Genomic DNA, 12430 nt, shown 5'->3' on the forward strand with positions numbered 1-12430 from the left:
TTACAATTTTAGATGGTAATTTACCCCCCTTCCTAATTTTTTAAACACTTAAAATATCCCACGTAAATAATAATAAAAATGTGTATTAGAAAAAAAATATAATGATACTTTATATAATTATTATCGACCAATGGTGAAAACACAAAACGTGAAAGTGCTCGAAATTATAATTGAAGATTAAATGTTTAACATCATGATTAAAGAGCATTTTTTCTCCTTTACACTTAAAATAAGATCAATATTTAAATATCTGGAGTGAAATGAAATTTTTAATAAAAAACATAAAATGGATTAACATCCTTGCTTTTTGGGGGATTTTAAACGCTGTCCTTGAAATTATCTGGTTGTATTATGAAACTGGAAATTATTTTAAAAGTAATCACTATATCTTTCTACTAGTAAGTGTGATTATTACAGTTATTCTGTATGTGATTATTGAAACAATTAGACAAAAAAATATTAAAAACAAATTCACTTATGAAATTAGGAATACATTACATGAAATTGAGAGTTTAGTCAGGTCTTTTGACAAGAAAAATGCTTACTTCCCATTATTATTGATTAATTGGAGACTAAAGATTGAATTGAGTAAGGCTAATAAAATAAAAGGTGGAGAATGGAACTTGAATGCACTCAAAACATATGAATATTTGAGGAATGTTTTTGGTAATATAATTGGCTTATTAAATAAAGATGATGAATACATAACTCTTTCTAATTTAGATTTTTGGTCCGAAGATAGATATGGTGCAACTGATTTTGTAACTTCTAATCTCGATGCTGCTAAAAAAGGAGTAATAATTAAGAGAATAATAATTATTGATGAAAAAATAATTGAAACACCTCAATCTCATTCAGATGAACTTTCTTCTTTATTAAAAATAATCAAAGAATTAAAACGAAAAATTGCAAACCGAAGAGAAGATGCTCGGAATATGCAAACATATTTTTATTTATCAAAAAACTATGATGATGATGCCAGACCTCCAGTTCCTTTTGCAATAATATATGATAAAACGGAAGATCGATATATATCAATGTTACCATCTAATCTAATAACAAAAAAAGAAAATCCATACGTATCAATAAAACTTAAAGAACCTCAGAATGACCATGATGTTAGGGCTAGTAAAGATAGATTCCACGATATTTACTCTAAGACTACTGAACTTATGTCATTAGATGCAATTGAAAGTAAAGTTGTGGAAGCTCAAAAATTGCTTAAAACCAATTAAACTGGTTCATTTAATATAGATATATTTTTACAATATTAAAATAAACCACAAAGGCATAAATTGTGACTCTTTTTTCTTAATCACCATACTAATTTAGGTACAACTTAAAAAGTTGTATACGTGGATAATCTGGTATTAAGAGCATTACAATCTCCTTTCAATTCGCAAACACGAAGTGCTGAAGTCAAACAATTTTCTAATGACATTTTCAGTTTTTTCAATACTAAAACCAGAAGTGAAAAATTAGTAAATCATCAAACAGTTCTTTGTCTCTCTGCTGTATATAATGCAATAGATCAAATGACATTGCAAAACTTCCAAAATCTGTTTTTGAAAAATGGCAAATCTGCAATTGCTTTTGATAGATTAGAATTTAAAGTCGATCAAGAACCATTTCGTAATATTGTACCAATAGAAATAAAAAACTGTAGCCTAACATCATAAAACATTAAAACCTTTAGTAGGAAGTGATTACTGCAACTTCATAACACACAAACAGTCTTTCATTAAAGTTTATCATATTTAGAACTATTTTCTAATCTTAACTTTATATGAAAATAAATCAATGTTTACCAGGTATAATTTGCATCCTATTTTTCTCAAATTCGTATTCTCAAACTTCTCCCGAAAAAAATAAACTTGAATTCTCAATAGGCTATAATTTTGGTGCATTAAAAAACCTCGAAATCGCCCCGGTGTCCCGTTATGATTATAATGGTCCTATTTACAAACTAAATTACCAGCGTTTAACCAAAAAGAAAAAAATAGTTGAGGTACAATTAGATTATTTACAATCCGAATTAAAAACAGATCTAATTCCTGCCCTAAATTTAGAGTACACCAAAATAGGATTAAGTTTTTCGTCTTTAAAACCAATTTATACCAAAAATAAATTTGGGATTCATTTGGGTTTACAGTCTAATAGTGATTTGTCATTGTATCCTATACCTAATAATTATCAATATATATTAGATCAAAAACTTGGAATAGCCAGTCGATTCTCTTATCAAATTAATGAAAAACACTCTCTATTTTCTAAGCTAACAATTCCTGTATTATTATTTAGAGTTACAAATTCTAGTGCCAATGTGTATTCTTTAGATCGTTATCAAAGTGTACTCTGGAATATAGGATACAACTATTCACTTTCTAATCACCTCGACATGAAACTTAGTTATGATTTTAATTATGATAGATTACAAATCTCAAATGCTTTCAGAGAGGTTCAATATCAATTAAACTTAGGTATTAAGTACAAATTCTAATGAAGCTATGAAACACGTAAACACAATTGCCTCTATTTTTGTTATGATATTAACTTCTTGTACTGACGCCCTAATTGGTGATGAAGGAAAATTGGATGAAGACATTTACCTAAACTATCAAACAAAAACAGATTTAGAATTGCCTTTTGAAGAAGAATGGTATACATATGTTGGAGGGAGAACACACTTAGAAGGGGGGCATCATTTTATTACTCATGGTAGTGGTCAAAGATATGCTTATGATATAGGAATAGTGATAGACGGAAGTAGTCATTCTGGAGATGGAAGTAAAAATGAAAACCATTATTGTTTCGGTAAACGTTTAAATGCTCCTGGTGACGGAAAAATAATAGCTTTAGAAAATAATATTGAAGACAATAGAATATCGGGTATCGTTAATGATAATATTAATGATAGTAATCTTGCTGGTAATTATATTATAATAGATCATTTAAATGGTGAATACTCTATGCTGGCACATTTTAAAAAAGGCACTATACTAGTTTCTGTTGGGGATATGGTTACCAAAGGGCAAGAAGTAGGTAAAGCCGGAAATAGTGGAAATTCTACCGGTCCACACTTACATTATCATTTACAAAACACGCCAGAATATCTCGACGGAATTGGGCTTCCTGCTCAATTTATAAACTATTCTGCAAATGATGCCTTAATAGAAAGAGGCGAACCTGTACGGGGTCAATCTATTAGAAAAAACTAATTCACTGATCGAATTACTAGTGATGCTTAACTGAAAAGCATTAACTTTAATTCTGTAACTAACAATTATACGAGACCGTTGTATAGAATTTGAAAAAAAGCAAGAAAATGATAAGACCATACGTACTGGCAGATACAAATTGGAAACATCTAAAAGATGTAGATTTTGAATTAGCTGTTCTTCCTTGGGGAGCAACAGAGGCTCATAATTACCACTTACCATATTCAACAGATGTAATTGAAGGAACTGCAATAGCCGAAGAAGCCGGGAGAATTGCTTGGGAGAAAGGAGCTAAAGTAATCATACTACCAACAATCCCTTTTGGAGTCAATACCGGACAATCGGATATATATTTAGATATGAACTTAAACCCAAGTACTCAATTTGCAATTTTAAAAGACATAATTGAAGTATTAAACCGGCAAGGCGTTCATAAGTTTATGATTCTGAACAGCCACGGAGGGAATAACTGGAAATCAATAATTAGAGAACTTGGTCTGTTATTCCCTGATATGTTTTTGTGCGTTGGTGAGTGGGTAAAAATTGTTAATCGAAATGATTTTTTTGATGACCCCGGAGATCACGCCGATGAAATGGAAACAAGTTTGATTCTTCATCTAGCTCCAGAATTGGTTCTTCCCAAAAACGACTGGGGTGCAGGAACAGAAAAAAAGAACAAAATAAAAGCGTTTAATGAAGGGTGGGTTTGGACTGAAAGACCTTGGTCTCAGATTAGTGAAGATACAGGAGTAGGAAACCCGAAAGCTTCTACTAAAGAAAAAGGAGCGCTATTTTTTAACGCTGTTTGCGAAAAACTAGGAGATTTATTTGTAGAAATATCAAATGCCGATACGAATAAGTTATATGAATAAACGATATACATTACTGTATAACTAATAAAATGTCATGAAAATAAATTCTAATAGCTCATATTTCAATGAATTGTTTAAACAAAAACTAGAAAGTTTAAAACAAAGTGAGGATTACCACCTGGTCAAAGAATTAATTCCAGAAAATGCAATAGAGGATAAGATAAGAGATTATATAAAAGAAGAATTAACTACTACTTTTAAGGTAGCTCATACACTAATAGAACAAGACAAATCTGAAAAAGCAAATGCTTTTCTATTTCAATGTATTGGTTCAGATATTCCTCCTTTTATTCCTTCGACCTGTTGGATGAATGGATTTTCTTCTCTTGTATATGATGATGGAGAAATTAAAAAGAAAGGACAATTATTTGATTCTACAGGAGGGTTCGATTTAAAATTATTACACCCATTATACGATACTTTAGAAGATAATGAAGATTTATGGGAAATAGATGTTTATGATGATTTGAAATGGGTGCTAATATTTAAAACCTTTCAACTAATGGCTGAAGCAATTGAGTATACCATACAAAGTGATTCCTTTTCAAAAATACCCATTACAACGCCATTTCATTTTTTGGCAACAGGTGGGCATGATGAAAATAAAGAACTTCTCTTATTAATTGAATAAAAAGAAATTGAGTTTAAATTAAATTCTGATCAAAATTACAATAGTGAAACACTTAATAATAATCAAAGATTTAGTGTATTACTTTTTTATAAAATAAGTATCTTTGAGATAGGGATAAAAACAAAAAACGACTAAAAAAATAATAGGGCATTATACCCTTTATCTTTTTTAAATCTATTGGAATTTTAACGGTTGATGAATACACAAAAATATATAGAAGATCTACTTAAGTCACATTCATTAAAAAAGACTTCGGCACGAATAGAAATGCTTAAAATATTTCTAAATTATGATTACGCATTATCTGCAAAAGAAATTATTTCTCATATGAAGGTAAGTCATGATCGGGTAACCATATATCGAACGTTAGGCTCTTTTGAAGAGCACGGGATACTGCATAAAGCTTCTGAAGACAGTCATGGTATCAGGTATGCGCTATGTAGTCATGAATGCCCCGAAGAAACACATTCTGATGAACATGTTCATCTTATTTGCGAAAATTGCTCACAAACCTATTGCCTGGAAGATATTAAAATTCCAAAAATCAAAGTTTTAGAAAAATTTCTGGCGCAAAAAATAAACTATACAATTAATGGCGTTTGTAATGCATGCCTTTCTAGTTTAAAAACAACTAATGGATAATCCCTGGAACACTCATTATCATTATTTTGATCAGAAAAAACATCCTCCAGCAGCTACTTTACGTAATGCACTAGCTCTTTCTCAAAAACTACAAATTAATCCACAAGACAAGCAAGCTGTTGATTTGGGTTGTGGCAATGGTGTAGACACTTTTGCCTTACTACAGGATAAATGGAATGTCCTTGCTATAGACCAACAAAATGAAGCCTTATTGCGAATTAAGGAAAATACTCCGGATACATACAAACAACAGCTTCAGCTTCGTTTAAATTCTTTTGAAAACATAGATACACTTCCTAACTGCCAACTTATTAATGCCACTTTTAGTTTACCATTTTGTCACCCCGATCATTTTGATACATTATGGAATATTATTACTTCTTCAATATCTAAAAAAGGGATTTTTAGTGGTCATTTTTTCGGCACCAATGATGCCTGGAGTTCTAATCCCGAAATGACTTTTCACACCGAGAAACAGATAAAAGCAATGTTTAATCGTTTTGATCTTACCCATTGTAAAGAAATAGAAAAACAAGGTAAAACCATATCCGGGAAAGAAAAATATTGGCATGTATTTCATATCGTAGCTCAGAAAAAGTAGGCTATTTACACCTTACACTTATTATTTCTGAAACGCCATTCTTTTAGAAGTTGAACTTAACAATTTTTTAAGTTCAATAGAAGATAGTATCCATAATACTAATGCATAGATTATATTTTCTACAACAAGCGTATAATATATCCCATTAATACCAAACATTTTTGGGAAAACCCAAATTAAAGGTAGAAACAAAACAATTTGTCGACTTATCGGAACTATACTGGCTAGTTTTCCTTTTCCTACCGATTGAAAAAAAATAATACTACTCGAGGCAATAGGTAATAAAAATAGCACTGCCAAAATACTTCTTAGATTAAAGATTTCATGAGTGTCTAAAACCATATCCGGAAGCATCAATTGGATACAGAATTCAGGAAAAATTAACACGGGAATCATAAAAACCAGTATAAATAAAACACCACCAATTCTAAATGTTTTTATCGCTTCTATACATCTCGATATATTAGACGCGCCATAATTGATTCCTATTATAGGTTGCAAGGGTTGTAATAAACCTAATACAGGGATTGCCAAAAATGAAAATAACCTAAATGCAGCACTAAAAAAAGCAATATCATGAGCAGTACCATACCACGCTAAAGTTCTAAATAAAAAAAACTGTTTTATAACATTAGACAATTGCATAACAAAAGCAGATGTACCTACACTAATTACATCTTTTATGATGTCTTTTTCAATCTTAATACTAAATTTTCCAGTTGTAAACGATGCTTTTTTCTTAACAAAATAGAGCGAAGTTGCAATCGCATATATAAACATAGATATGATACTACTTAAAGCAGCACCAGCAATATCCATAGAAAAGGTATGAATAAATAAAGGGGTTAATGTAATATTTATTACAACAGACATTATTGTAAATGTCATTGCCTGTCTAATTTTGCCTTCGGATCTAATAAGCCCATTAGCAGAAAGGCCATGGATAGTAAAAAATACTCCCAGAATAGATATTTCAAAATAAGAAACCCCATAATCCAGCATAGCTCCTGTAGCCCCCATAAAAGCTACTAATTGTTGAGTAAAAAGCACACCTATAACCATTAATATTATCGAACTTATAAGAGAAAGTGCAATCATATTAGGGATTACCTTTTGTTGTTTTTCTATATCATTGGCACCAATCGCCCTACTCAAAACCGAAGACGATCCAGCTGCAATAAAAACAGTGACACTGGTAATAACCAAGGTGAGCGGAAATAATAACGAAATCCCGGCGAATGCTTCTGCACCAATAAAATAACTTACATAGATAGCATCTACCAGAGAATTAATAGAAATTACCATCATCCCTAATATTCCTGGTAAAGAAAGTTTAAGCATCAATTTCCAGAGATTATCTTTTAGTATATCTGGTTGTTTCTTCACGACTAAAACTGTTTCAAAAAAGTAATTTTACTAATGAATTGTTGATTCCTGTCTATAGGATCTAATGATGATTTTATTTGAGTATCGTTAAACACCAGATAAATAAAAGATAAAGGCATATATTCCCAACTAAATCGTGCATTCCACCTTCCTTGTTTATTAAATGAATTATACTGATAAAAAGTGGATAGTTGCATTCTGGGGGAGAGTGCAAGACGAAGACTGGCTGAATACAAATTGGTTTCTAAATTTTCGCTTAGTATTCCTATTTTCCTAAGATTATTATATTCATAATCTGCAGTTAAAGCAATATGAGGCAAAGGAGCGTATCGCATACCAGCCGTAATCGTGTTTCTGTTTCCATTATAGAAACCTCCCCATTCATATTTAAAAGAAGCCGACAATTTTCTTGATCGATCAGAATTATATCGAATAAACTGTCGGGTATAGAAATATCTTTTTTGTTCGATAGCTAACCCCAGAGGTTTGAAATCAAAATTTATATTTTGCCATGATGGCGTAACCGAGTATTCTACAAAACTGTTGTCTTTAAAAAAAACATATACAGGAAAAAGGTAGAGACTTGCCTGTTGAAACTTTTCAGGATTTTGAAAATCATGATAGTAGTTTGCAAAAAAACCTGGATCCCAACGACGAATCCAGGGAAGTTTTTTAGGTCTTACAATAAAATACCCCCCAGGATTGTGTTTTATAACATCATTCTGAAAGACAAAACCTGTACCTGGATTATAATTCTTACTCACAAAATTTGTAGACCATCCCCAATACATCTTATTGCTTCGATATCCAGAAAAAACACTTCCTGCTTCTCCCCACCTATTGGTTTGTTTATCATATGTAGACGAAATTAGATAAGAAATTGTCCATTTATTTTTTATTCGAATTAAACCATCTACAGTTGCTGTTGTATTATTGTTTTCTTCGATATCTAATACTTTACTATTTTCATCTAAGCGATGATTGATCATCACTCCCACATTGTTTTCTTTTCCGTAATTCTGGAGATACCGAAATATTCCAAAATTGGCACTGGGCGCATTATCGGTATTTCTTTGATGGATATATAGCCCCGCCAGAGTTCTTTTATCGTTTCTATCGGTAAAACGTGTTCCGACATTAATCGGAGCAGGAACGGCATTAAATTTACCTTCTAACCCAATTTTTCTACTAAAAAAAGGACGAACCAAATTACTAGAGGCACCAGCCCAAATTCCTGAATTTTCTAAGAAAAATTGCCTTCGCTCTGGAAAAAATATATTAAACCTGTCAAGATTGTTAACTGCTCTATCTACATCTGCCTGTGCAAAATCTGTATTAACAGTTACGTCTAAGACCGATCGTGGACTTATAGCCCATTTTGCATCTCCTCCAAATTTTAGTTTACTATCAGAGTTTTTTTCTCCTTCTGTATTAGTCGTAGTGTATTGATATAAAGAATAAGGTTCTATTCTAAGGTTTGCTCCAGAACTGGGAAGTTCTAACCCTTTTAATTGCGCAGCATATGTCATCCTATACGGAGAAAAAGATTGCGGGATAGCAGGAAAAACGGTTCGCTCATAATCTCTTCTTGCCAGTCTGCTAAATGTAATTCCCCATGCAACATCTTCTTCTTTTTTCTGACTGTCATACCGAATAGATGTAAAAGGTATGGCAAACTCTGCATAATACCCTATATCGGTTCTATGGGTACGCACAGACCATAGTGCATTCCAATCATTATCGGTACTGTTATCATTAAAATTCTGTAAGTCTCGTTGATTACCATACGGAGTGGTTTGAAACGAAACACAGTATTGTTTGAGATTTTGAGGATCTAATTGAATACTAAAAATATCATTCTCACCATCACTAAAATCTCTTCTTAAATCTTGTACACGAACTCCTTTTTTTCCTAATGAATCTTCACAAAACACTCCTACGTATAACTGTTTCTCATCAAATAAGACACGTACTTCAGTTTTATAAGTATACACTCCTCCCTGTCGGGGTTCCATTCGAAAAAAATCTTTGGTAACAGGAGCTTCCTGCCAGTCAGACTCATTTAATTTGCCATCGATTTTTATGGAACCCTTTGCGCGTTTTGCAAAAACCTCGGGAGGATCACTAGGGGGTGGAAAATTTTGATTTGTATGCTGTGCAATACCGATCATATGTTGCATAATAACTACTATGACACAAAGCAAATTTCTCATATTTTCTTTTTTTTCATGATTATGAAACCTATTCCGAAAAATAAGATCGTTGCCATACTAACTTTTGCTATTCCAAATAAAATAAGAGTACTCCATTTTACTTCATCTGTTTTGATTTTGAAGGATGGTAATCGCGAATAGTCCTCACGCCGTATAGGTTTATCCCAAAATAATTTCTGAAAATAGAAGTTTGAAATATTGCGATGGAATGATTCTATAGAAGTATGAAACTGATGAAAGGTATTAAGGTCTGTTTTTGCGATATGAATAAATATACTCTGCATATTTACCGCAGGATTTACCCAATGAAAATCTGATATCCATTTATTTCTCTGATATACCTGATTGTTATATTGATCTACATCTTCTTTACTATGCATATCTTTTAAGGATGTTAGCGCTGCATATGCTTTTGCAAGTGTGTTATTATGTATAAGACTATCAGATCCCTGAAGGTTCGGATTATGTGCTAAAAATTCATGAATAACTTCTCTGGCTTCATTTTTATCTTCTTCATTTTCAAGACTTGTTCTACGAGTAATTTCTGCTAGCGATGTACTGTCTAATGGGTATCTGGTAGTTACCCATACATTAAGCACTGCAGGGATTATTATAAGAAAAAGCAACCATACTCCTGCTGCCGTGATCGCTGTAAAAGACGAATTCATTTTAAAACTTACAATAAAGAAAAGTACTGCAAACCAAAATGCACAGTATATGATAACGCTAAGTATCCAAAAAAGAGCTGCCAGGCTATTCTCAGAATTCATCATATTACCAGAAGTGGTTAATCCTATTATAGAAATAAGAAGTGCTAACCCTGTAATAAGGAAAAAATATAATACAAGTCGTACTATAATAATTCTTCTAATATTTACAGTTTGTATATATAGTAATGGTAGTACTCCACTCTCTTTTTCGCCAGAATATAAGCCATAGGAAAATGCTATAATCAATAAAGGGAAAAGGTAAATTAGTACAAATGATAAATCAAAATTACCAACGTATAGTTTTACGGGATTTGCTATCTCATTTTCAAAAAGCTGATAGTGTAAACTCATTCCTGTAAGGCGGTAATAATAAGGGTGTAAATCGCATTGTCCAATTGCCAAGGCCGCGTAATCATGAGGATGTAAAATCGCATGATAACCATGTCTATGCCATGCATAGGCAGGGTCTGATGCAATTTCTAGTTTCTTTTTTTGTGTTACAGAAGCTAATTCTTCTTTAAAACTTGCCTGATATTGATGGAACTCGGTTTTCTCAATTTCCATTACATCCTGGATAGTATCCCGTTGTACTTTTATCTCTGATTGCCCATAATAAATTGAATAAAGACTAAGTAAAAAAGTACAACCCAGCATTACTATTTGAAAAGTATTTCTGGTAAAAGCAATCCACTCATAACGCAATAATGTTATTGTTACTTTACTCATAATACGGGTTTCTTTTTATGTGATGAATAGTTAAGAAGAAAGAAAATAACCAACCCCCAACAACATAAGGATAATAGTTCTATTAAATATTGGCTTAGTATCTCGTACGCAGACATTGTTTTATAGTGAAAATCTTTAACCGTTTTCCATAAATTTTTATCTGCTTTATATTCATAAAACTCGCCATACTTAGAGTTTTGTGCCATATCAAGATTCATTTTCCGAACTAATTCTCTACGGTAATTTTCTGTTACTTTTTGAAAATGAATAGAAGTATTGAGATCGGTAGCAGCAAGCCCCATAGATATATTACGTACAGCTAAATATGGAGTAATAAAACTGGATAAGCTACTGATTCGATTCTGATGATTAAAAATATCGATTAACCTTTCCCAATGTACATCATATACTTTATTTCCATAATCTTCTCCGGCTTGCATTCGTATTCCTTCAAAATTTAAAGGTAGTTTATGAATTGAATCTACTTTATAGTGTTGTAAATATTCTTTTTTTAATTGCTGCTCTCGGGCGATTTTTGGATTTTTTCCATCTAAACCATTTCTAATATCTTTTTGAATAGCTTCTCTATAAATTTTCATAGAAGGTAAAGGATAGAAGCTTTCTCCAAAATTAGCCGTTGTTTTTGGGATAATAATGGTAAAAAGAATCCAACAGGTTAACAGAGTAAGTAACGCATTTCTTCCTGTTGATGATTGCATAGATACCCATACCGAAAAAGCAACAAAAATCGATAAGTATATGGCATATACTATTAATAGAAACAACACTCGTAATCCAACATCGGGAATACTGCCAGAATCTGTTATTACGGTAGATAAAATAAAAGCGATTACAAAAAACGGAATCACTATAGCAAAGAGAATACTTACATATGCTATTATTTTCCCTTTAATTATAGAGGAATAAGATACTCCCTGACTTATTAACAATTTGAGAGTTCCATTTTCTCTTTCTTCGGTAAATGCAGTAAATGCCAAAAATATAATGAGTAAAGGAATTAATATTTGAAATACCATTGCTGCACTAAGTTCTCCAAACCGAATCATACTACTATGATCTTGCGCAGGGCGAAACATAAATTCATGTTGATAATGAGCCTCTAGATATACAGAAGTTCCTGTATAGGTATCTAATCCAAAATCAAATAAACTTAATATAGTTTTTGGCTTAAATACAAAAGTCCCATAATGAGCGGCTATATGAGGATGTTTGTCACCTTGCTCTAACCATTCTGTTCTATTTTCTTGCTTAGCCTGCTCTATAATAGCTCGTTGTTGATTATAGGCCACATAACCTGTGTATAAGGCAATACTAAGCAATCCCATAATGACTATGGCTAGAGCTGCTATTAGCTTTTTCCGCAATGCGATTTGTATTTCTTTTTTGGCAATTAGTAGTACTGCATTCATC

General features: G+C 32.0%; 12 protein-coding genes. 8 read left to right on the forward strand and 4 right to left on the reverse strand.

Annotated elements, in window-relative coordinates:
- Positions 1-260: 260 nt before the first annotated feature.
- The 8 genes from NNL09_RS00670 (at position 261) to NNL09_RS00705 (ending at position 5964) form a co-directional block, all read left to right on the forward strand.
- On the forward strand, positions 261-1235 hold the full coding sequence (locus tag NNL09_RS00670; protein ID WP_196910618.1) for a hypothetical protein: 975 nt from the start codon (positions 261-263) through the stop codon (positions 1233-1235).
- A gap of 120 nt (positions 1236-1355) precedes the next feature.
- On the forward strand, positions 1356-1679 hold the full coding sequence (locus NNL09_RS00675; RefSeq protein ID WP_196910619.1) for a hypothetical protein: 324 nt from the start codon (positions 1356-1358) through the stop codon (positions 1677-1679).
- 107 nt (positions 1680-1786) lie between these two features.
- Positions 1787-2500 carry a hypothetical protein gene (locus NNL09_RS00680; RefSeq protein ID WP_196910620.1) on the forward strand — a complete coding sequence of 238 codons (714 nt, stop codon included), beginning with the start codon at positions 1787-1789 and terminating at the stop codon, positions 2498-2500.
- Between the two features lie 7 nt (positions 2501-2507).
- The gene (locus NNL09_RS00685; protein ID WP_196910621.1) at positions 2508-3218 is read left to right on the forward strand and encodes a M23 family metallopeptidase; all 711 of its coding nucleotides are present in this window, start codon (positions 2508-2510) and stop codon (positions 3216-3218) included.
- 107 nt (positions 3219-3325) lie between these two features.
- Complete coding sequence (locus NNL09_RS00690; RefSeq protein ID WP_196910622.1) at positions 3326-4090, forward strand: creatininase family protein; 765 nt, start codon at positions 3326-3328, stop codon at positions 4088-4090.
- Positions 4091-4124: 34 nt separating this feature from the next.
- Positions 4125-4721 (forward strand): hypothetical protein, encoded by a 597-nt coding sequence (locus tag NNL09_RS00695; protein ID WP_196910623.1) that lies wholly within the window; start codon positions 4125-4127, stop codon positions 4719-4721.
- 195 nt (positions 4722-4916) lie between these two features.
- On the forward strand, positions 4917-5363 hold the full coding sequence (locus NNL09_RS00700) for a Fur family transcriptional regulator (protein ID WP_196910624.1): 447 nt from the start codon (positions 4917-4919) through the stop codon (positions 5361-5363).
- Positions 5356-5964 (forward strand): class I SAM-dependent methyltransferase, encoded by a 609-nt coding sequence (locus NNL09_RS00705; RefSeq protein ID WP_196910625.1) that lies wholly within the window; start codon positions 5356-5358, stop codon positions 5962-5964. The genes NNL09_RS00700 and NNL09_RS00705 overlap by 8 nt, the downstream gene beginning before the upstream one ends.
- Positions 5965-5985: 21 nt before the next feature.
- On the opposite strand, the gene NNL09_RS00710 is transcribed toward NNL09_RS00705, so the two are convergent.
- The 4 genes from NNL09_RS00710 to NNL09_RS00725 are packed head-to-tail and all read right to left on the reverse strand — an operon-like array spanning position 5986 to position 12429.
- Positions 5986-7350, reverse strand: a complete 1365-nt coding sequence (locus NNL09_RS00710) for an MATE family efflux transporter (RefSeq protein WP_196910626.1) — start codon at positions 7348-7350, stop codon at positions 5986-5988.
- A gap of 2 nt (positions 7351-7352) precedes the next feature.
- Entirely contained in the window at positions 7353-9563 is a 2211-nt protein-coding gene (locus NNL09_RS00715) for a DUF5916 domain-containing protein (protein ID WP_196910627.1), read from the reverse strand.
- Complete coding sequence (locus NNL09_RS00720; protein WP_196910628.1) at positions 9560-10999, reverse strand: DUF3526 domain-containing protein; 1440 nt, start codon at positions 10997-10999, stop codon at positions 9560-9562. The genes NNL09_RS00715 and NNL09_RS00720 overlap by 4 nt, the downstream gene beginning before the upstream one ends.
- Positions 10996-12429 carry a DUF3526 domain-containing protein gene (locus tag NNL09_RS00725; RefSeq protein ID WP_196910629.1) on the reverse strand — a complete coding sequence of 478 codons (1434 nt, stop codon included), beginning with the start codon at positions 12427-12429 and terminating at the stop codon, positions 10996-10998. Before NNL09_RS00725 ends, NNL09_RS00720 begins: the two co-directional genes overlap by 4 nt.
- Position 12430: the final 1 nt, after the last annotated feature.

The sequence above is a fragment of the Aquimarina sp. EL_43 genome (assembly GCF_943422735.1).
GTDB lineage: Bacteria > Bacteroidota > Bacteroidia > Flavobacteriales > Flavobacteriaceae > Aquimarina > Aquimarina megaterium.